10 protein-coding genes are annotated in these 22406 nt (G+C 63.5%); 7 read left to right on the plus strand and 3 right to left on the minus strand.

What is annotated here, in order from left to right; genetic code table 11:
- Positions 1-196: 196 nt before the first annotated feature.
- Positions 197-13189: a non-ribosomal peptide synthetase gene (locus tag AB4N64_RS03950; RefSeq protein WP_460122160.1), complete on the plus strand. Its 12993-nt coding sequence runs from the start codon at positions 197-199 to the stop codon at positions 13187-13189.
- 230 nt (positions 13190-13419) lie between these two features.
- Positions 13420-14235 carry an alpha/beta fold hydrolase gene (locus AB4N64_RS03955; protein WP_460122162.1) on the plus strand — a complete coding sequence of 272 codons (816 nt, stop codon included), beginning with the start codon at positions 13420-13422 and terminating at the stop codon, positions 14233-14235.
- A gap of 103 nt (positions 14236-14338) precedes the next feature.
- On the opposite strand, the gene dsbG is transcribed toward AB4N64_RS03955, so the two are convergent.
- From dsbG to dsbD, 3 genes are read right to left on the minus strand one after another with little or no spacing between them, the layout of a single operon-like run.
- Entirely contained in the window at positions 14339-15109 is a 771-nt protein-coding gene (gene dsbG, locus AB4N64_RS03960) for a thiol:disulfide interchange protein DsbG (protein ID WP_460122163.1), read from the minus strand.
- Positions 15085-15951, minus strand: a complete 867-nt coding sequence (locus AB4N64_RS03965; RefSeq protein WP_460122165.1) for a prolipoprotein diacylglyceryl transferase family protein — start codon at positions 15949-15951, stop codon at positions 15085-15087. The genes dsbG and AB4N64_RS03965 overlap by 25 nt, the downstream gene beginning before the upstream one ends.
- Positions 15951-17687 carry a protein-disulfide reductase DsbD gene (gene dsbD, locus AB4N64_RS03970; RefSeq protein ID WP_460122167.1) on the minus strand — a complete coding sequence of 579 codons (1737 nt, stop codon included), beginning with the start codon at positions 17685-17687 and terminating at the stop codon, positions 15951-15953. Before dsbD ends, AB4N64_RS03965 begins: the two co-directional genes overlap by 1 nt.
- 209 nt (positions 17688-17896) lie before the next feature.
- On the opposite strand from dsbD, the gene AB4N64_RS03975 reads away from it, so the two are divergent.
- The 5 genes from AB4N64_RS03975 (at position 17897) to AB4N64_RS03995 (ending at position 22377) form a co-directional block, all read left to right on the plus strand.
- Positions 17897-18577: a response regulator gene (locus AB4N64_RS03975; protein WP_460122169.1), complete on the plus strand. Its 681-nt coding sequence runs from the start codon at positions 17897-17899 to the stop codon at positions 18575-18577.
- A complete protein-coding gene (locus AB4N64_RS03980) occupies positions 18574-19899 on the plus strand; it encodes an ATP-binding protein (protein WP_460122171.1) in 1326 nt (441 codons plus the stop codon). Before AB4N64_RS03975 ends, AB4N64_RS03980 begins: the two co-directional genes overlap by 4 nt.
- A gap of 200 nt (positions 19900-20099) precedes the next feature.
- Positions 20100-20621 carry a GNAT family N-acetyltransferase gene (locus AB4N64_RS03985; protein WP_460122172.1) on the plus strand — a complete coding sequence of 174 codons (522 nt, stop codon included), beginning with the start codon at positions 20100-20102 and terminating at the stop codon, positions 20619-20621.
- Positions 20622-20661: 40 nt separating this feature from the next.
- On the plus strand, positions 20662-22068 hold the full coding sequence (locus tag AB4N64_RS03990) for a diaminobutyrate--2-oxoglutarate transaminase (RefSeq protein WP_460122174.1): 1407 nt from the start codon (positions 20662-20664) through the stop codon (positions 22066-22068).
- An 81-nt stretch (positions 22069-22149) separates the two neighbouring features.
- Positions 22150-22377 carry an MbtH family protein gene (locus AB4N64_RS03995; RefSeq protein ID WP_008033724.1) on the plus strand — a complete coding sequence of 76 codons (228 nt, stop codon included), beginning with the start codon at positions 22150-22152 and terminating at the stop codon, positions 22375-22377.
- The last annotated feature ends 29 nt before the right edge of the window (positions 22378-22406 follow it).

Genomic DNA, 22406 nt, shown 5'->3' on the forward strand with positions numbered 1-22406 from the left:
GCTCCCCATTGGCGACCCAGCCCGCCGACTAATTATTTCAAGACGTCATCCGTTCTCATGGGTGAATGGCTGCGGGCGCACGCTCGCGCCGCAACCGCATTGCCAATGCCTCGCGTGGTCGGCGAAGACCGCGTCCCGCATGCCCTGTGAAGGGCGTGACGTCAGCACACCACCCCGAATTCAGGCAGGAACCCCCATGACCGACGCGTTCGAAACCCCTAGCACTCTGGTCCAAGCCCTGGCTCGCCGTGCGGCCCTGACGCCGGACCGCGTGGCCTTGCGTTTCCTCGCCGAAACCGCAGATCAGGCAGTCGTGCTCAGTTATCGCGAACTGGATCAGCGGGCCCGTACGATTGCCGGTGCGTTGCAGGCCGAAACGGATTTTGGCGATCGCGCGGTCCTGTTATTTCCGAGCGGTCCGGATTACGTCGCAGCCTTTTTCGGCTGTCTGTATGCCGGCGTGATCGCGGTGCCGGCCTATCCGCCGGAGTCGAGCAAACGCCATCACCAGGAGCGCCTGCTGTCGATCATCGACGATGCTGAACCGCGCCTGCTGTTGACCAGCGCCGGCCTGCGTGATGCTTTGCAACAGATAGAAGGTGCGCCGCCGCTGCTGTGCGTCGATACCCTCGACTGCACGCTGGCCGAACGTTGGCTTGAGCCAGTCCTGACGCACGACCACCTCGCGTTTCTGCAATACACCTCCGGTTCCACGGCGCTGCCCAAGGGCGTGCAAGTCAGTCACGGCAACCTGGTGGCCAACGAACTGTTGATTCGCCAAGGCTTCGGCATCGATGTGAACCCAGACGATGTGATCGTCAGTTGGTTGCCGCTGTACCACGACATGGGTTTGATCGGTGGCCTGTTGCAGCCTATTTTCAGCGGCGTGCCCTGCGTGTTGATGTCGCCGGCTTATTTTCTCGGCCGGCCATTGCGCTGGCTGGAAGCCATCAGCGAATACGGCGGCACCATCAGCGGTGGGCCGGATTTCGCCTATCGGCTGTGCAGTGAGCGGGTCAGCGAATCGGCGTTGGAACGTCTCGATCTGAGCAGCTGGCGGGTTGCCTATTCCGGGTCTGAACCCATTCGCCTCGACACCCTTGATCGTTTCGCCGAAAAGTTCGCCGTCGCAGGCTTCACTCCGGACTGTTTCATGGCGTCCTACGGACTGGCCGAAGCCACGTTGTTCGTCGCCGGCACGCCCCGCGGCCAGGGCATCGGCAACCTGCGGGTGGATGACCAGGCGCTGGCGCAAAACCGTGCCGAGATGGGCGAGGGCAGCGCAATCATGAGTTGCGGTTTCAGCCAGCCGGATCACGCGGTGCGGGTGGTCGACCCGGTCACGCTTGGCGAGTTGGCCCAGCAGGCGGTCGGCGAAGTCTGGGCCACCGGCCCGAGCATCGCCCATGGCTATTGGCGCAACCCCGAGGCCAGTGCCGAAACCTTTGTGCAACATCAGGGCAGGACCTGGCTGCGCACCGGCGACCTGGGCTTCTTGCATCACGGCGAGCTGTTCATCACCGGGCGCCTGAAAGACATGCTGATCGTGCGTGGACACAACCTTTACCCGCAAGACATCGAGCAGACCGTCGAGCGAGAGGTGGAAGTGGTGCGCAAGGGTCGGGTCGCGGCGTTCGCGGTGACTGTCGACGGTCAGGAAGGTATCGGTATCGCGGCGGAAATCAGCCGCAGCGTGCAGAAAATCCTGCCCCCCGAGGGGCTGATCAAAGTCATTCGCCAGGCAGTGGCCGAGGCCTATCAAGAAACACCGAGCGTGGTGGTGCTGCTCAATCCTGGCGCCTTGCCGAAAACGTCCAGCGGCAAGCTGCAACGTTCGGCCTGCCGCAGCCGCCTGGCCGACGGCAGCCTCGACAGCTATGCGCTGTTCCCAACCGCGACTGTGGCCGATCAAGAGCACCCTCAATCCGCTTGCGAGCTGCAAAGCCTGATCGGGCGCATCTGGGCCGAACAGTTGCAGGTGCCGCAGGTCAGTGCCGACGACCACTTCTTCCTGCTCGGCGGCAACTCGATTGCCGCCACCCAGGTGGTGGCGCGTTTGCGCGAAGCGCTGGGCCTGCAGTTGAACCTGAGCCTGCTGTTCGAAGCGCCAACGCTGGGTGCCTTTACCGCCGCCGTCGCACAGCAGCAACTGGACGGCGACCTGCCTCAGGGGGCAATCAGCACGTTGTCGCGCAGCGAAGCCTTGCCGCAATCGCTGGCACAAAACCGTCTGTGGATCACCTGGCAACTGGACCCGCACAGCTGCGCCTACAACATCCCCGGCGCCTTGCGGCTGCGCGGGGAACTGGATGAAGCCGCGTTGCTTGGCGGTTTCGAGCAGTTGATCGAGCGGCATGAGTCCCTGCGCACGCGTTTTTTCGAACGCGACGGCGTGGCGCTGCAACAGATCGATGCGCCGGGCGCCTTCAACCTGCAACGCATCGACATCAGCAACCTGCCCGCTGTCGAGCGTGAGGCTCGGGCGCGACAAATACGTGACGATGAAGCACAGACCCAGTTCGATCTGGAGAAGGGCCCGCTGCTGCGGGTCACCGTGGTGCGCCTTGATGAGGACGATCACCAGTTGCTGGTGACGCTGCACCACATCATCGCCGACGGCTGGTCGCTGAACATACTGATCGACGAGTTCGCGCAGTTGTACGCCGCCGCGTCCCAAGGGCAAACGGTGACGCTTGCGCCACTGCCGACCCAGTACGCCGACTATGGCAGCTGGCAGCGTCAATGGTTGGCGCAGGGCGAGAGCGAGCGGCAATTGGCGTACTGGAAAGCGCAATTGGGCGATGATCATCCGACCCTGGATCTGGCCACCGACCACCCGCACTCAGCGCAACGTCAGCACAGCGCCGCCCGGCACACGGTGAGGCTGGATGCCGGTCTCAGCACCGCCATTCGCCAGACCGCCCAGGCTCATGAGTCCACGTCGTTCATGCTGTTGCTCGCGGCGTTCCAGAGCTTGTTGCACCGCTACAGCGGTCAGCGTGACATCCGCGTCGGCGTGCCCAATGCGAACCGTCCGCGCCTGGAAACCCAGGGCCTGATAGGGTTCTTCATCAACACCCAGGTACTGCGCGCCGAGCTGGATTCGCGCTTGCCATTCCTGACGCTGCTGGCGCAAACCCGCGTTGCGACACTGGGCGCGCAAGCACATCAGGACTTGCCGTTCGAGCAACTGCTCGAAGCGTTTCCCCAGGCTCGCGAACAGGGCCTGTTCCAGGTGATGTTCAACCACCAGCAACGGGACTTGAGTGCCCTGCGACGCCTGCCTGGACTGCTTGCCGAAGAGCTGCCGTGGCACAGCCGCGAAGCCAAGTTCGACCTGCAACTGCACAGCGAAGAAGACCGCAACGGCCGATTGAGGCTGTCCTTCGACTACGCCAGCGAGCTGTTCGACGCTTCGACCATCGAGCGCCTGGCCGAGCATTACTGCAACCTGCTGCGCTCTGTCTGCGCGCAACCGCAGACAGCCGTCGGCGACCTGCAAATGCTGGCGTCCAGTGAACTGGAGCAACAAGCCCGCTGGAACATTTCGCCCTGCGCGCCCGCCAACCAATGGCTGCCGGAGCTGCTGACCGAACAGGCGCGCCAGACGCCCCAGCGCACCGCATTGGTGTGGGAGGGTGGCAGCCTGGATTTCGCCGAACTCCACACCCAGGCCAACCGTTTGGCGCATTACCTGCGCGACAAAGGCGTGGGGCCGGACGTCTGCGTGGCCATCGCCGCCGAGCGTTCGCCACAACTCCTGATCGGCCTGCTGGCCATCATCAAGGCCGGCGGGGCCTATGTGCCGCTGGACCCGGATTACCCTGCCGAACGGCTGGCCTACATCCTGCGTGACAGCGGGGCGGAACTGCTGCTGACGCAAACCCCGTTGCTCGACAGGCTGCCAGCCGCCGACGATGTCAGCGTGATCGCCATGGACGCGCTCCACCTGGAAACCTGGCCGAGCCAGGCGCCGGGCCTGCGTTTGCACGGCGACAACCTGGCGTACGTGATCTATACCTCCGGCTCCACCGGGCAGCCCAAGGGCGTCGGCAACACCCACGCCGCCCTGGCCGAGCGCCTGCAATGGATGCAGAAAACCTACCGCCTCGACGACAGCGACGTGTTGATGCAAAAGGCGCCGATCAGTTTCGACGTGTCGGTCTGGGAGTGCTTCTGGCCGCTGATCACGGGCGCACGGCTGTTGATTGCCGGTCCCGGCGAGCACCGCGATCCCCATCGTATCGCCGAACTGGTCCGGCAATTTGGCGTGACCACGCTGCACTTCGTGCCGCCGCTGCTGGCGTTGTTCATCGAGGAACCGCTCAGTGGCCGATGCTCGAGCCTGCGACGGGTGTTCTCCGGCGGCGAGGCCTTGTCGGCGCAATTGCGCAACCGGGTGCTGGAACACTTGCCGACGGTGCAACTGCACAACCGCTACGGTCCGACCGAAACCGCGATCAACGTGACTCACTGGCATTGCACCGCCGCCGATGACGAGCGTTCGCCGATTGGCCGGCCGTTGGGCAACGTGATTTGCCGTATTTTGGACAGCGACCTCAATCCTCTGCCGGCCGGCGTGCCGGGAGAACTGTGTATCGGTGGCCTCGGCCTGGCGCGCGGGTATCTCGGGCGCCCGGGGCTGACGGCCGAACGCTTTGTCGTCGATCCGTGGGGCGAGCAGGGCGCTCGCCTGTACCGCACCGGCGACCGCGCACGCTGGACGGGCGACGGTGTGATCGAATACCTCGGTCGGCTCGATCAACAGGTCAAGCTGCGCGGTTTTCGCGTCGAGCCGGAAGAAATCCAGGCGCGTTTGTTGGCGCAGGAAGGCGTCGCGCAAGCGGTGGTGCTGGTGCGTGACACCGCTGCGGGCGCCCAACTGGTCGGCTATTACACCGCCACTGAAACCGGTGAGGCCGAAGACGCGCAAAACACCCGCCTGAAAACCGCGCTGGCGGCCGAGCTGCCGCCATACATGGTGCCGGCGCAGCTCATGCGGTTACAGGAAATGCCCCTGGGCCCCAGCGGCAAGCTCGACCGTCGCGCGTTGCCCGAACCTGCCTGGCAGGTCGTCGAGCATATTGAACCGGTGACGGCGCTGGAGCAGCAGATCGCCGGAATCTGGCGCGAAGTCCTGGGGCTGGCGCAAGTGGGGCTGCGTGATGACTTCTTCGCCCTTGGGGGCCACTCGCTGCTGGCCACGCAAATCATCTCGCGCACTCGTCAGGCGTGCGACGTCGAGCTGGCGTTGCGTTCGCTCTTTGAAAACGGTGAACTGGGCGCCTTTGCCGAACAGGTCCGCCTGATTCAGGCCAGCGGCCGGACCAACCAGCAACCGCCGATCGAGAAGGTCGATCGCAGCCAGCCAGTGCCACTGTCCTATTCCCAGCAGCGCATGTGGTTCCTCTGGCAGATGGAACCGGACAGCCCGGCCTACAACGTCGGCGGCATGGCCCGCCTGCGCGGGGTGCTGGATGTCGGACGCTTCGAGACGGCGTTGCAGGCGCTGATCCTGCGTCATGAAACCTTGCGCACCACGTTCCCGAGCGTCGATGGCGTGGCGCAGCAACGGGTGCATGCAGACATCGGCGTGCGCATGGACTGGCAGGACTTCTCTGCGCTGGGTGATGACCTGCGTGAACAGCGGGTGAAGACCTTCGCCGATAGCGAAGCGCATCGCCCCTTCAACCTGGAAACCGGGCCGCTGCTGCGGGCCTGCTTGGTCAAGAGCGCGGAGCAGGAGCACTACCTGGTGCTGACCCTGCACCACATCGTCACCGAAGGCTGGGCGATGGACATTTTCGCCCGCGAACTCAGCGTGCTGTACGAAGCGTTCGTCGATGACCGCGAGTCGCCGCTGGCGCCGTTGCCGGTGCAATACCTGGATTACAGCGTGTGGCAGCGCCAGTGGCTGGAATCCGGCGAGCGCCAGCGCCAGCTCGATTACTGGACCGCGCAACTGGGCCGTGAACACCCGCTGCTGGAACTGCCGGCCGACCGTCCGCGTCCGCCGGTGCAAAGCCATCAGGGCGAGTTGTTCCGGTTTGACCTCAGCGATGACCTCGCCGCAAGGGTCCGGGCATTCAACGCCAACAATGGCCTGACCCTGTTCATGACCATGACCGCCACGCTGGCGGCACTGCTTTACCGGTACAGCGGGCAGACCGACCTGCGCATCGGTGCGCCGGTGGCCAACCGCATCCGTCCGGAAAGCGAAGGTCTGATCGGTGCCTTCCTCAACACCCAGGTGCTGCGTTGCCAGATCGATGGGCAGATGCCGGTCCTTGAGCTGCTGGAGCAGGTGCGGCACACCGTCATCGAAGGACAGTCCCATCAGGATCTGCCGTTCGACCATTTGGTGGAGGCCTTGCAGCCACCACGCAGCGCCGCCTACAACCCGCTGTTCCAGGTGATGTGCAACGTGCAGCGCTGGGAGTTCCAGCAAAGCCGCATGCTCGATGGCATGACGGTCGAATACCTGGCCAACGATGCACGGGCAACCAAGTTCGACCTCAACCTGGAAGTCACCGACCTCGATCATCGCCTGGGCTGCTGCCTGACCTACAGCACTGACCTGTTCGACGAGCCGCGCATTGCGCGCATGGCCGCACATTGGCGCAATCTGCTGGAGGCGTTGATCGCCGATCCGCAGCAGCGCCTGAGTGAGCTGCCAATGCTGCAAGCCGTCGAGCAACAGCAGCTGTTCGACAGCCTGGGCGTCGAATCGGGCGAACATCGCCTTGACCAGTGCATTCATCTGCTGTTCGCTGAGCAGGCGTTGCGGCGCAACGAGGCGCCGGCCCTGACCTTCGCCGGACAGACCCTGAGCTATGCCGAGCTCGACAGCCGTGCCAATCGCCTCGCCTGGATGCTGCGTGAGCGCGGCGTCGGCCCGCAGGTGCGTGTCGGCCTGGCGCTGGAGCGTTCCCTGGAGATGGTGATCGGGCTGTTGGCGATCCTCAAGGCAGGTGGTGCCTATGTGCCGCTCGATCCGGAATACCCGCTCGACCGCCTGCATTACATGATCGAAGACAGCGGGGTCGGCTTGTTGCTCAGCGATGCGGCGATGTTTGCGGCCCTCGGCGAGCTGCCACCGGGCATCGCCCGTTGGTGCCTTGAGGAAGATGCTGAGCAATTGGTCGATTACCCGGCTACCGAACTGCCGTCGCTGACTCTGCCACAACATCATGCCTATCTGATCTACACCTCAGGCTCCACCGGCAAACCCAAAGGCGTGTTGGTGTCCCACGGTGAAATCGCCATGCATTGCCGTGCGGTCATCGAGCGCTTTGGCATGCGAGCGGACGATTGCGAGCTGCACTTTTATTCGATCAATTTCGACGCCGCGACCGAGCGACTGCTGGTGCCGCTGCTGAGCGGTGCGCAAGTGGTCCTGCGCGCCCAGGGCCAGTGGGATGCCGAAGAAATCTGCGGGCTGATCCGTCGCCATAACGTGAACATCCTCGGCTTCACACCAAGCTACGGCAGCCAGCTGGCACAGTGGCTGGCCACCCAGAGTGAAACCCTGCCGGTGCGCATGTGCATTACCGGCGGTGAAGCCCTGACCGGCGAACATTTGCAGCGCATTCGCGCAGCCTTCAATCCGAGCCTGTTCTTCAACGCCTACGGCCCGACCGAAACCGTGGTCATGCCGTTGGCCTGCCTGGCGCCGCCCGTGCTGGAAGAGGGGCTGGGCAGCGTACCGATCGGCAGCGTGATCGGTGACCGCGTGGCGTACATACTCGACGCCGACCTGGCGCTCGTGCCGCAAGGCGCGACCGGCGAGCTGTATGTCGGTGGCGCGGGCCTGGCCCAGGGTTATCACGAGCGTCCGGGCTTCACTGCGGAGCGTTTCGTCGCCAACCCCTTTGCCGGCGGGCGCATGTACCGCACCGGCGATCTGGTGCGCCAGCGCGCCGACGGCCTGGTGGAGTACTTGGGGCGTATCGACCATCAAGTGAAGATTCGCGGCTTCCGTATCGAACTCGGGGAGATCGAAACTCGCCTGCTGGACCACGAAGCGATTCGCGAAGCAGTGGCGCTGGCGCTGGACGCCCCGAGCGGCAAGCAACTGGTCGGCTATCTGGCGACCGACATCGCCGAGCAGGGCGAAGTGCAACAGGCGGCCCTGCTCGAGGCGTTGAAGAACCACCTCAAGGCGCAGTTGCCGGAATACATGGTGCCGGCGCACCTGATCCTGCTGGCGGGCATGCCACTGACCGCCAACGGCAAGCTCGACCGCCGCGCGCTGCCGGCACCGGACCTGGAGCTGAATCGCCGACACTACGTAGCGCCGAGCAACGCACTGGAACTGACCCTGGCGCAGATCTGGTGCGAGGTGCTGAACGTCACCCAGGTCGGCCTCCACGACAACTTCTTCGAGCTGGGTGGCGACTCCATCCTGTCGATCCAAGTGGTGAGCCGCGCGCGGCAGCAGGGCATTCACTTCAGCCCGCGTGACCTGTTCCAGCACCAGACCGTGCAGACCCTGGCCGCCGTGGCCAGTCGCACCGAGCAAATCACTGCCGAGCAAGGCCTGCTCACTGGCGAATCACGACTGACCCCGATTCAGCATTGGTTCTTTGACAGTGATATTCCCCAGCGTCAGCACTGGAACCAGGCCGTGCTGCTGCAACCGGGCGTCATACTCGAAGCTCACCGACTTGAGCAGGCACTGCTGGCGGTGATCGAGCAGCACGACGCCTTGCGCCTGCGCTTTCGACAGGAGTCGGACGTCTGGACGGCGGTGCACCAGGCGGTCAGCGACCTGCCGGTGCTGTGGCAGGTGCGAGTCACGTCGATGGACAAATGCGCGGCACTGTTTGCCGATGCGCAACGCAGCCTCGATCTCGAACAGGGGCCGCTGATGCGGGTGTTACTGGTCGATGGGCCCGAGGAGCAGCAGCGGTTGTTCCTGGCGATCCACCATTTGGTGGTCGATGGCGTGTCGTGGCGCGTGTTACTGGACGATCTGCAAAACGTATATCGCCAACTGGAGGCGGGGCAGGCGGTGAAATTGCCGGCGAAAACCAGTGCTTTCAAGGACTGGGCCGCACGCCTGCAGGCCTATGCCAGCAGCGAGTCCCTGCGCGAAGAGCTGGACTGGTGGCAAGGGCAACTGGCGGGGCCAAATGCCGATTTACCCTGCGAGCGTGCCGACGGCGGGCAGCGCCATTGCCACGGCGAAACCGTCAGCGTACGCCTTGGCGCCGAGCACACCCGGCAACTGCTGCAAGAGGCACCGAGTGCCTATCGTACCCAGGTCAACGACCTGTTGCTGACTGCCCTGGCCCGGGTGTTGTGTCGCTGGACGGGCAATGCCTCGGCATTGATTCAACTCGAAGGCCACGGTCGAGAAACCCTGTTCGACGATATCGACCTGACCCGTACCGTCGGCTGGTTCACCAGCGCGTATCCGCTACGGTTGACGCCGGTGAATATCGAGGAAGCCGCCGGGCAGGGCGCCTCGATCAAGGCCATCAAGGAGCAATTGCGTAGCGTGCCCCATAAAGGTCTGGGTTATGGCGTGCTGCGTTACCTCGCCGATCAGCCGTGCCGCGAGGCCATGGCCTTGTTGCCAGTGGCTCCGATCACCTTCAACTACCTGGGGCAGTTCGACCAGAGCTTTGGCGAGCAGGCGTTGTTCCAGCCGCTGGACGAGCCGGTCGGTGCCGCTCACGATCCGCACGCGCCGCTGCCCAACGAGCTGAGCGTCGACAGCCAGGTTTACGGTGGCGAGCTGGTGCTGCGCTGGACGTTCAGCGCCGAACGTTTCGACGCGCAGACCATCGGCGAATTGGCGCAAGCCTACCTCGGTGAACTGCAAAGCCTGATCAAGCATTGCCTGCGAGACGACACGGGCGGCTTGACCCCGTCCGACTTCCCGCTGGCCAGGCTGACCCAGGTGCAACTTGATGCCTTGCCGGTCGCGGCAGCGCTGATTGAAGACGTTTACCCGCTGACGCCGATGCAAGAGGGCATGTTGCTGCACACCTTACTTGAACCGGGCACCGGCCTCTACTACATGCAGGACCGCTACCGCATCAACAGCACGCTTGATCCGCAGCGTTTTGCCGAGGCCTGGCAAGCGGTGATCGCCCGTCATGAAGCCCTGCGCGCCTCGTTCTGCTGGAACGTCGGCGAAGACATGCTGCAGGTGATCCACAAGCCGGGTCGCACGCCAATCGATTACCTCGACTGGCGCGACATCGCGGATGACCAACAGGAGCCAAAGCTGCAAAGCCTGCTCAAGAGCGAGCGCGAAGCCGGTTTCGATCTGCTCAACCAGGCGCCGTTCCACCTGCGCCTGATTCGTGTCGGCGAAGCGCGTTACTGGTTCATGATGAGCAATCACCACATCCTCATCGATGCCTGGTGCCGTTCGCTGCTGATGAACGATTTCTTCGACATCTACATGGCCCTGGGAGAAGGCCGTGAACCACAATTGGCCCCCGCGCCGCGTTACCGCGACTACATCGGCTGGCTCCAACACCAGAGCCTGGCCGAGGCACGGCAGTGGTGGAAGAACAACCTGCGAGGCTTCGAGCGCACCACGCCCATTCCGAGCGATCGGCCGTTCCTGCGTGAACACGCAGGCGACAGCGGCGGCATGATCGTCGGCGATTGCCATACGCGCCTTGACGCCCGCGACGGCGCGCAATTGCGCGAGCTGGCGCAGGCTCACCAGTTGACCATCAACACCTTCGCCCAAGCAGCGTGGGCCTTGGTGCTGCGGCGCCTGAGCGGTGATCGTGACGTGTTGTTCGGCGTCACCGTGGCCGGGCGTCCGGTGGAAATGCCCGAGATGCAGCGCACCGTCGGACTGTTCATCAACAGTGTCGCGCTGCGGGTGAAGATGCCCGAGGATGATCAGCGCTGCAGCGTGCGCGAATGGTTGAGCGAGTTGCTCGACAGCAACATGCAACTGCGCGAATACGAATACCTGCCGCTGGTGAGCATCCAGGAACACAGCGAGCTGCCCAAGAGCCAGCCGCTGTTCGATAGCCTGTTCGTGTTCGAGAACGCGCCGGTGGAAGTCTCGGTGCTGGATCGTGCGCAAAGCCTCAATGCCACCTCTGATTCCGGCCGGACTCACACCAACTTCCCGTTGACGGCTGTTTGCTATCCGGGCGATGACCTGGGCTTACACCTGTCTTTTGACCAGCGTTATTTCGATGAGTCCACCGTGGAGCGCATGCTCGGCGAGTTCAAACGCTTGCTGTTGGCGCTGGTCCAGGGTTTCCACGGTGACATGGCCGACCTGCCGCTGCTGGGCGTCGAAGAGCAGGATTTCCTGATCAATGGCTGCAACCAGAGCGCCCACGACTACCCGCTGGAGCAGGGTTATGTGGCGCTGTTCGAGGCGCAGGTGGCCGCGCATCCGCAGCGTATCGCCGCCAGTTGCCAGGGCCTGCAACACAGCTACGCCGAGCTCAACCAGCAAGCCAACCGCTTGGGCCACGCGCTGATCGCGGCCGGGGTCGGGCTGGATCAACCCGTGGCCTTGCTGGCCGAACGCAGCCTCGATCTGCTCGGGATGATCATCGGCAGCTTCAAGGCCGGTGCCGGTTACCTGCCGCTGGACCCGGGTCTGCCGAGCCAGCGCCTGAGTCGGATCATCGACCTGAGCCGCACGCCGTTGCTGGTCTGCACCCAGGCCAGCCGCGAACAGGCGCTCGCGTTGTTGGAGGAAACCGCTTGCGCCCACAGGCCACGGCTGTTGATTTGGGAAGAGGTGCAGGCCAGTGCCCTGTCGGTGGCCAATCCGGGTGTCTACAGCGGCCCGGACAACCTGGCCTACGTCATCTACACCTCGGGCTCCACCGGTTTGCCCAAAGGGGTGATGGTGGAGCAGCGCGGCATGCTCAACAATCAGTTGAGCAAGGTCCCGTACCTGAACCTGAGCGAGGCGGATGTGATTGCGCAGACCGCTTCGCAAAGCTTCGACATCTCGGTTTGGCAGTTCCTTGCCGCGCCGTTGTTCGGCGCACGGGTCGACATTGTGCCGAACACCATTGCCCATGATCCGCAGGGGTTGCTGGCGCACGTTTCCTCGCAGGGCATCACCGTGCTGGAAAGCGTACCGTCGCTGATCCAGGGCATGCTCGCTCAGGAACGCATGAGTCTGGATGGCCTGCGCTGGATGTTACCGACCGGCGAAGCGATGCCGCCGGAACTGGCTCATCAATGGTTATTGCGCTATCCGGATATCGGGTTGGTGAATGCCTACGGGCCGGCGGAGTGCTCGGACGACGTGGCGTTTTTCCGCGTCGACCTGGCCTCGACCCGTGGCAGCTACCTGCCCATTGGTACCCCCACCGACAACAACCGTTTGTATCTGCTCGATGGCGCGCTGGAACTGGTGCCGTTGGGGGCTGTGGGCGAGTTGTGCGTGGCCGGCACCGGGGTTGGCCGCGGCTATGTCAGCGATCCGTTGCGTACTGCCCAGGTGTTCGTGCCTGACCCGTTTGGTGAGCCGGGCGAGCGCTTGTATCGCACCGGTGACCTGGCTCGTCGGCGCAGCGACGGCGTGCTGGAGTACGTCGGCCGTATCGACCATCAGGTGAAAATTCGTGGCTATCGCATCGAGCTGGGTGAAATCGAAGCGCGCCTGCATGAACAGCCAGAGGTGCGTGAAGCGGCGGTCGGTGTGCAGGAGGGGGCGAATGGCAAGCATCTGGTCGGTTATCTGGTGGCGGTTGATGCCACTCTGAGCCCGAGCGATCGGCTGGAGCGCATCAAGCAGCACCTGCGTGCCGAGCTGCCGGAATACATGGTCCCGCTGCACTGGTTGTGGCTGGAGCGCATGCCGCTCAACGCCAACGGCAAACTGGATCGCAAGGCCTTGCCGGCGCTGGAGATCGGCCAGTTGCAGAGCGAGGATTACCGGGCGCCGCGCGATGAACTGGAACAGACCCTGGCTGATATCTGGGCCGAGGTCTTGAAGGTCGAGCAGGTGGGCATTCGCGACAATTTCTTCGAACTGGGTGGACATTCGCTGCTGGCGACGCAAATTGCTTCACGGGTGCAGAAAACCCTGCAACGGGATGTGCCGCTGCGGGCGATGTTCGAATGCAGCACGGTGCAGGAACTGGCGGAGTACATCGAAGGGTTGGCGGCCAGTGAAATCACCGGGGAGAAGGCGGATCGGTTGAACGACCTGATGGCGGAGTTGGAGGGGTTGTAATCTCCGGTGTCTGTTGCGGCCTCATCGCGGGCAAGCCCGCTCCCACAGGGTTCAATGTTGAACACATGTTACATGTACAACACCGACCACTGTGGGAGCGGGCTTGCCCGCGATGAGGCCCGTCCAGGCACCACAAAGCCCCCATCTACAATCCCGTACATTTCCCCGATTGACGATCCGCCACCGCCCCCTCAGTCTGCCACTTCTCTTTCTCGCAGAGGAACCAGTCGATGCCCTTCGTAACGATTGACGGACAACCCCTTCATTACATTGACGAGGGTTCCGGCCCGGCGGTATTGCTGGCCGGCAGCTACCTGTGGGACCAGGCCATGTGGGCGCCGCAGATTGCCGCACTGTCGCCGCATTACCGGGTCATTGGCCTGGACCTGTGGGGCCACGGCGAGTCCGGGCGCTTGCCCGACGGCACCGCGAATCTTGACGACATCGCCCGCCAGGCCTTGGTGTTGCTCGACCATCTGGACATCGATCGGGTCACCCTGGTGGGCCTGTCGGTCGGTGGCATGTGGGGCGCGCGCCTGGCGTTGGCGGCGCCACAGCGGATCAATGGCCTGGTGCTGATGGACACCTATCTCGGCGCCGAGCCTGAGCCCACCCGCCAGTATTATTTCTCGCTGCTCAAGCAGATCGAAGACAGCGGCGTGATCGCCCCCCAACAGCTCGATATCATCGTGCCGATCTTCTTCCGTCCGGGCATCGATCCAGAGTCGGCGCTCTATCGCGACTTTTACCAGGCTCTCGCGGCGCTGCCCGCTGAGCGCCTGCGCCAGAGCATTGCTCCGATGGGGCGGATCACCTTCGGGCGCGACGATTTCCTTTCACGCCTGCCCGAGTTGAACCCGGCCACCACGCTGGTGATGGGCGGCGATCAGGACAAGCCACGACCACCGGCCGAGGCTCGGGAAATGGCCGAATTGATTGGCTGCCCGTATGTCGAGGTGCCGCAAGCGGGGCATATCTCCAACCTGGAGAACCCAGCGTTCGTGACCGAGACGTTGTTGATGTTCCTGAGCGAAAGAAACCGCTAGTTTTCTGTAGGAGCGAGCTTGCTCGCGATGACGGAGTGTCAGCCAGTACATGCATTGACTGATACACCCTCATCGCGAGCAAGCTCGCTCCTACAGGGAACGGTTACTTCGGCCCGAGAATCTTCACCAACTTGTCCGGCGAAGGGGCGCCCTGCTGCTGTTGCAGCTCACCCTTGTCATCCATGTAGAAAATTGCCGGCGTCGCCTGCAATTCAAGTTCTTCCATCAACTGCATGTTCGCCGCCAGTTTCGCCTGAATGGCAGGTGGTACGTCTTTGAGCGCCTTGAGCGTGCTGGCCTTGCCCGCTGACTCGTGGTCCTGCAGGGCTTTTTGCGGGTCCTTGGCGGCCAGCAATGCCGCCGACTTACCCGGGCTGTCTTCGCGGATGATGCCCACCATGATGTGCCGCAACTGCACCTTGCCGGCCTTGACCCACGGCCGCGCCTGCTCCCAGAACATGTTGCAGTAAGGGCAGTTCGGGTCACTGAATAGATAGACCGTGCGCGGCGCATCCTTGTTGCCGTCCTGGATCCAGTCACTGGCTTCGAACTTGGCCCAGACTTCCTTGGCCATCGGCGCATACACCAGTTTCTGCAGCGGTGCGCTGCTCAGGTCATTGCCGGCTTCGTCGTACAGATTGCCCAACAACACATGCTTGCCGTCCGGGGTCAGGTACAGCGCGATGCCTCGGTTCTGGTACTGCGCGGCGTACCCGCGCAGGCCGTCGGGCGCGTCGAACTGGCCCACGATTTTGGCGCCTTTGGCTTCGATCTTCTTGATCGCAGCAGGCAATTCTTCGGCAGCCTGCACCGCTGGCAGGTGCAGCAGGGCTGCGCCGAGGGTCAGTGTCAGCAGGTGGCGGAGGCGGGGCATGGCAGTTTCCTTGACGAGGTGGCCTGTGCGGCCGGATTCGGAGTTTCGAAGTTTTCCAGGGCACGGGCCAGGCTGGCTTCCGACAGTTCGCCCAGGTGGCTGCCCAGCAGGCGACCGTCAGGGCTGTAAAACAGCGTAGTTGGCAGCGCCATGGAGCCCACGGCCTGACCCAGGCGGCCGCTGCCATCGAACAGCACGTTGGACAGGCTCAGGCCCTGGGTTTCCAGGAACGTACTGACGCTTTGCATGCTTTCGGCCTGATTGACGAACAGGAAGGTCAGGTCTGGCCGACGTTGCTGGGCACTCTCCAGCACCGGCATTTCCCGGCGACACGGCGGGCACCAGGTGGCCCAGAGGTTGATCACCAGCGGCCCGCCCTGGTAGTCCGCCAACTGCACGGTTTCCCCGGCGGCATTGCGCAAGGCAATGTCCGGCAAACGCGTACCTTGCTCGTAAAGGCTCAGCGAGAAGGTTGCCAGCAACCAGAACGCCAGGCCGCTGGCCACGCCATAACCCAACGGACGGCGCAGACCGGGACGACGCCAGCCGCGATACAGCGCCGCGAGCAGCAGCACGATCACCCCGGGCAGGGCAAGGAAGCCGCCATCGCGCAGGTCGATCACCTGCCATGGATCGTTGCGATAGTGCATCCAGTACAGCGCGACGAAACTGATCCGCGCGGCGAGCATGCCCAGCAGGAACAGACTGAAAAGGACGGACTCGGGGTTCTCGCCACCACGCTTGGCCGCGCGCCAGCCGACAAACGTCGCCAGCGCCAGCGCACTGATCAGCAGCAGATGATTAAGCGCGATGGCAAACGTACCGAGGGTCAAAGTCAGCATTAGCGGGCTTCTCGGGTGGTAGTCCAGCGTTGCAGGAAGGTGTCAGCGTCCACTTCGCCCGTGATGCGCTGGCTGCGGCGTTCTTCGCCGTCGGCGCCGATCCACAGGAACGTCGGTGGGCCCGGGACTTTGTAACGGGCCAGCAGTTCGCGGCTGGCGGCGTTGTCGGCAGTGACGTCCAGGCGCAACAGGCGCACATCACTCAGGGCGTCGAGCACGCGGGCCTGGCCGAATACCTGTGTTTCCATGATTTTGCACGGCCTGCACCAGTCGGCGTAGTAGTCCAGCAGTACCCACTGACCCTCGGTTTTCGCCGCATCCAGTTCCCGCTGCAGAGCCGTGGGGTCACTGACCGTGGTGAAGGCTTCGTGGCCGACAGCGCGACCCGCGGCAGCGGTCTTCGACCCGCTGTAGACGTGCAACGGCTGGTACAGATCATCGCTGCCGCCTGCCGCGCCGACGATCAGCAGGCTGCCCCACAAACCGAGCAACAGCGAGCTGGCGCCAAACAGACGTGCCAGGCGCCCGAATCCGTCCGACTGTTTCCAGGCGCTGTAGGCGGCAATCAACAACAGGGCGCCGCACAGGCCTAGCCAGAGCGATGGATTGAGTACTGGCCGCAACATCAGCAGTGCGGTGGACAGGAACAGGAAACCGAATACGCCCTTGACCAGGTTCATCCAGGCACCGGGCTTGGGCATGAAGCGGTTCCCCACCGTCACCAGCAGCAACAGCGGCACACCGATGCCGATGCCCAGGGCGAACAGAATCAGCCCGCCGTGCAGCGCATTGCCGCTTTGCGCGATATAGAGCAGGGCACCGGCCAGGGGCGCCGTCATGCAAGGCCCCACCAGCAGGCCGGACAAAGCGCCCAGCACGCCGGCGCCGAGCAGGCTGCCACCGCGCTGATTGCGCGAGACATTCTCCAGGCGATCACGCACGGCGACCGGCAGTTGCAGTTCGAAGAAGCCGAACATCGGCAACGCCAGCAGTACGAACACGGCGGCGAAGCTGCCGAGCAACCATGGGTTTTGCAACCACGCCTGCAAGTTCGCCCCGAGCAGCGCCGCGATGACGCCCATCGCCGCGTACACCAGGGCCATGCTCACCACGTAGCTGGTGGCCAGGGCAAAGCCGCGCTTGGGCGTAGCGCCGCTGCCGACGATCAAACCGGCCAGGATCGGCAGCATAGGCAACGAGCAAGGTGTAAAGGCCAGTAACAGGCCCAGGCCGAAGAACACCAGCAGGCTCCAGCCCAGCGCCCGTTGTTGCAGGCTGCTGGCCAGGGCTTGATCCGGGGCTTCGCCGCCGGTTTGAGCGACGGCTGCGCCACCCAGGTCGATGACCCGGGTCTGCGGCGGATAACACAGGCCTGCGTCGGCGCAGCCTTGATAGCTGACCTTGATCGAACCGCTGGCGCTGGCCGGGATCTTCACTTCCACGCCCTGGCGATACACCGGTTGCTCGCCGAAAAACTCGTCGCTGTGGGCTTCGCCATCGGGCAGCGTTGGCTGGTTTTGCGCGGCCAACCCGTCGAACTTCATGCGCTTCTGATAGAGGTAGTAGCCCTGGGCGATCTGCCAGAACAGCTGGGTTTCACCGGACTCCAGACGTTCAGAGGTGAGGACGAAGGCTTTGTCCACGGGCAAAAAATCCGGCTTTGACGCGAAGGGATCTGTGCCTGCCTGGGCCAGTCCCGAGATCAACAGAACGAACAGTAGAAAGAAGTGACGCATGAAAAAACCTTGTTCCTGTGCAAGTGATTGCACATTAGAGATGAGTGATTAACCGGTGATTAACCGCGATTTTTACGCGGTTGGCCCGCAATCCCCTTTTTTCGTCAACAGGGTAAACCACCGCCGCGCTTCTCGTCAGGGCGGTCGCTTGCCATAATTGCGGCTTAATCCGCAGCTGGTTGACTCTGGCTTTTACCACGGGAGTTCCCATGCACGTACTGGTTTGCGAAGACGATGAGTTGATCGCCAGCGGGATCGTCGCCGGGCTCACGGCTCAGGGCCTGACTGTGGAGCACGTCAATACGGCGTCCAAGGCACGGGCGATGCTCAAGGTCGCGGAGTTCGACGTGATGGTGCTCGATCTCGGCCTGCCCGATGAAGACGGTTTGAAGCTGTTGCAGCAGTTGCGCCAAAGCGGCCTGGAAATCCCGGTGTTGATCCTGACCGCGCGCGATTCGGTGACCGATCGGGTCGATGGCCTGCAAGCGGGGGCCGACGATTACCTGCTCAAACCGTTCGATCTGCGTGAACTGGCCGCCCGCCTGCACACGCTGCTGCGACGCGTGGCGGGGCGCAGCGTCAACCTGATCGAGCACGGTCGCCTGACGTACGACCCGAGCAGCCGCGAGACCCTGCTCGGCGGCCAGCCAGTGGACTTGTCCCGGCGTGAACAGTCGCTGTTGCAGGCTTTGCTGCACAACCGTGGCCGGGTGCTGTCGACCGAGCAACTGAAAGACAGCGTCTACGGCTTCAATGACGAACTGGAAAGCAACGCCCTCAACGTGCATATCCATCACCTGCGGCGCAAACTCGGCAATGGCATTGTCGAGACGGTGCGCGGCCTGGGTTATCGCCTGGGGCCGGCCGACGGTGGAGAAGAATCCAAGTGATGAGCCTGCGTGTGCGCTTGAGCCTGACCCTGGGCGCTGCTTTTGCGCTGATCTGGGCGCTGGCGGCGGCCTGGATGCTCAGTGACCTGCGCAACCAGATGATGTTTTCCCTCGACCAGCGGCTGGTGGCCTCGGCGCGCATGGTCGCCGGGCTGATGGAGCAATTGCCGGCCCTGCCGACCAAGGGCGAGGGCACCCATTTCAGCGCCGAACAACTGAACATTCCGGGCGGTATGGCGTGCCAGGTCAGCTCCTTGCGCGGTGAAATCCTTGCCCGCAGTCACACCGACCCGCAGCAAACCCTGGAAGCCGAGAAAATGGGCTTTCACGATCAGATCATCGATGGCGCGCCGTGGCGCAGCTTCACCCTGGCCCGTGGCGACCTGCGCATCACCACGGCAGACCGGCAGATCGAGCGTGAAGCCCTGAACATGTCGATCCTGTTGGCTGCCTCGGTGCCGGTCGGTGTGGCACTGCTGGGTTGTCTGTGCCTGCTGTGGCTGGGCATCGGCCAGGGGCTGGCGCCGCTCAACCGCATGCGCGATGCCTTGATGCGCCGCAGCGCCGATTCCCTGGAACCCTTGCAGATCCAGCCGCTGCCCAGTGAGTTGAAGCCGCTGCTGGATACCCAGAACCAGCTGCTACAGCGCATCGGCAAGACCATCGAGCGCGAGCGCCGCCTCACGGGCGATGCCGCCCATGAGTTGCGCAGCCCACTGACGGCCATCAAGACCCACCTGCAAGTGGCGCGCATGACCGAAGGCGCGGCGCGGGACCAATCCCTGGCCAAGGCTGAGGAAGGGGCCGACCGCATGCACCGGACCCTCGAACAATTGCTGTTGCTGGCGCGGGTCGAGGGCAGCCTGTCATTCGATGACGGTGTGCAATGCGATGCCGAACAGGTGGCGAAACTGGCGATTCAGGACGCCGCCAGCGGTGAACGCCAGCGCATCACCTTCAAACCGGCGTCGACGCTGTCCCATGCGCCGGTGCAAATGCCTGCCGTGCTGTCGATAGCCGCGCTGCGCAATCTGCTGGACAACGCCCTGCGCCATACGCCGAACGACGGCCCGGTGGAGCTGAGCCTCGAAACCCGCGATAACCGCGTACGATTCGTGGTCCGCGACCATGGCCCGGGTATTGCGGCGGACGATCTGCAACACCTGACCCAGCGATTCTGGCGCAACGGCCAGAGCACCGGCTGCGGCCTGGGGCTGGCGATCGTACAGGCCATTGTCCAGCGCTGCGGCTGTACCCTGCATTTCGACAGCCGGCCGGATGGCCTTCGGGTGGAACTGACGATGCCGTTGCAGTCGGTTTGACAGCCCGTAATCTCCCACAATAGCTTTGTGCACGACGACAATTCACGGTGGGAGCGGGCTTGCCCGCGATGGCGCCAGCACAGGCAATGAGGTTCTTTGCCAGCCCCACATCAAATGTAACGCCTCTCCATTAGCCTTGCCCCCACCCCAGCGCTATCTTGCATCGCAGCTTTCTCTCAATGGATTGAGGTAACAGCTCCATGCAATCACCCCTGCAAGTCTGCAAAGCCAGCCCTGCCGACACCGGCATCATCAGCCGCATCATCGAGCGATCGATACGCGTCGGCTGTGCCCTCGACCACCGCAATGACCCCCACACCCTCGCCATCTGGACCCGCAACAAAACCCTCGAACATATCCAGCCATGGTTGGCTGACCCCCGGCTGTACCTCAACATCGCCCTGCTGCAGGACAAACCGGTCGGCGTTGCGATGGCCACCCTCAGTGGCCGGCTGGCCCTTTGTTATGTGCTGCCGGAGTGGTTTCGCCGTGGCGCCGGGCGAGCGCTGGTGCACGACGCTGAAAGTTGGCTGATCGAGCAGGGGCGGGTGGAGGTGCACCTCAACAGCACGCGCACTGGCGAGCCTTTTTATTGCCACCTCGGTTATCAGCCCTGCGCGCAAGCCTTCACCACCGCCGGTCTGCACGCCATCCCCATGCAGAAGGCCCTGGCACGATCAGCAGAGAAACCTGACCAAGGGGCTAAATCCTCGGTGCGCTAATGCGTTTCCAGAACAGGAAAACCTACTGAAGGGTCGAGAGATGTCAGTCGCTACCAGCCTTGTGGAAGATCAGTCGGCCCGGACGACGCCGGCCGAAATGCTTTATCAATTCAACGACTCGCCGTTACTTACCCGCCAGAGCCAGCAGGAATCCAATGCCCGCAGCTACCCGCGACGCATTCCCCTGGCCCTCAAGCGCGCCAAGGGCATTCATGTCGAAGATGTCGAGGGGCGTCGCTTCATCGACTGCCTGGCCGGCGCGGGAACGCTGGCGCTGGGGCATAACCACCCCGTGGTGATCGACGCGATCCAACAGGTGCTGGCCGATGAACTGCCGCTGCACACCCTCGACCTGACTACGCCAGTCAAGGATCAGTTTGTCCAGGACCTGTTCGGCCTGCTGCCGCCAGCGCTGGCTGCGCAAGCGAAAATCCAGTTCTGCGGTCCGACCGGCACCGACGCCGTGGAAGCAGCGTTGAAACTGGTGCGCACCGCCACCGGACGCAGCACCGTGGTGTCGTTCCAGGGCGGTTACCACGGCATGAGCCAGGGCGCATTGAGCCTGATGGGCAGCCTGGGGCCGAAAAAGCCGATGGGTGCGCTGCTCGGCAACGGCGTGCAGTTCATGCCCTATCCCTACGACTATCGTTGCCCGTTTGGCCTGGGCGGTGCGCAAGGCGTGCAGGCCAATCTCAATTACCTCGAAAACCTGCTGAACGATCCCGAGGCCGGCGTGCAATTGCCGGCTGCCGTGATTGTGGAAGTGGTGCAGGGGGAGGGCGGGGTGATTCCCGCTGACCTCGACTGGTTGCGCGGTTTGCGGCGCATTACCGAGCAGGCGGGGGTAGCGCTGATCGTCGATGAAATCCAGAGCGGTTTTGCTCGCACCGGCAAGATGTTCGCCTTCGAGCACGCCGGAATCATCCCGGACGTGGTGGTGATGTCCAAGGCCATCGGCGGCAGCCTGCCATTGGCGGTGGTGGTTTACCGCGACTGGCTCGACACCTGGCTGCCGGGCGCCCATGCTGGCACGTTCCGTGGCAATCAGATGGCCATGGCCGCGGGTTCCGCGGTGATGCGTTATCTGGTCGAACACAAGGTTTGCGATCACGCTGCCTCCATGGGCGAACGGTTGAGCGAGCACTTGCGCATCCTGCAGCGCGATTTCCCGCAACTGGGCGACATTCGTGGGCGCGGCCTGATGCTTGGCGTAGAACTGGTCGACCCGACAGGTACGCCGGATGCCCTGGGCCATCCGCCGGCATTTGGGCGACTGGCACCGCTGGTCCAGCGCGAATGCCTCAAGCGCGGGCTGATTCTCGAACTCGGTGGCCGCCATGGCGCGGTGGTGCGCTTCCTGCCGCCGCTGGTCATTACCGCAGCGGAAATTGATCAGGTGGCAGGGATTTTCGGTCGAGCAATGGCTGCAGCGACCGCCAGCCTCTAAATTTTTCGAATCCCGCAACGTTCTTCCAACATAACGGCTGCGCACACGGCACAGCCCACCCAACAGCGATGGAGAGACACCATGACTTCAGTATTCGACCGCGAGGACATCCTCTTCCAGGTGGTGGTCAACCACGAAGAGCAATACTCTATCTGGCCCGATTACAAAGCCGTACCCGAAGGCTGGCGCACCGTGGGCAAGAGCGGCCTGAAAAAGGAATGCCTGGCCTACATCGAAGAAACCTGGACGGACATGCGGCCGTTGAGCCTGCGCAAGAAGATGGAAGAGCAGGCGGCGGTGGCGCACTAAAACTCTTTTGGTGGGCCTGCTGATGGAGG

The sequence above is a fragment of the Pseudomonas sp. S2_C03 genome, from assembly GCF_054668405.1.

Coding starts and splice junctions, on each gene's coding strand:
- AB4N64_RS03975 (WP_460122169.1), top strand. CDS start 17,897: ATGCACGTACTGGTTTGCGAAGACGATGAGTTGATCGCCAGCGGGATC.
- AB4N64_RS03985 (WP_460122172.1), top strand. CDS start 20,100: ATGCAATCACCCCTGCAAGTCTGCAAAGCCAGCCCTGCCGACACCGGC.
- AB4N64_RS03995 (WP_008033724.1), top strand. CDS start 22,150: ATGACTTCAGTATTCGACCGCGAGGACATCCTCTTCCAGGTGGTGGTC.
- dsbD (WP_460122167.1), bottom strand. CDS start 17,687: ATGCGTCACTTCTTTCTACTGTTCGTTCTGTTGATCTCGGGACTGGCC.
- AB4N64_RS03965 (WP_460122165.1), bottom strand. CDS start 15,951: ATGCTGACTTTGACCCTCGGTACGTTTGCCATCGCGCTTAATCATCTG.
- AB4N64_RS03955 (WP_460122162.1), top strand. CDS start 13,420: ATGCCCTTCGTAACGATTGACGGACAACCCCTTCATTACATTGACGAG.
- AB4N64_RS03950 (WP_460122160.1), top strand. CDS start 197: ATGACCGACGCGTTCGAAACCCCTAGCACTCTGGTCCAAGCCCTGGCT.
- AB4N64_RS03990 (WP_460122174.1), top strand. CDS start 20,662: ATGTCAGTCGCTACCAGCCTTGTGGAAGATCAGTCGGCCCGGACGACG.
- dsbG (WP_460122163.1), bottom strand. CDS start 15,109: ATGCCCCGCCTCCGCCACCTGCTGACACTGACCCTCGGCGCAGCCCTG.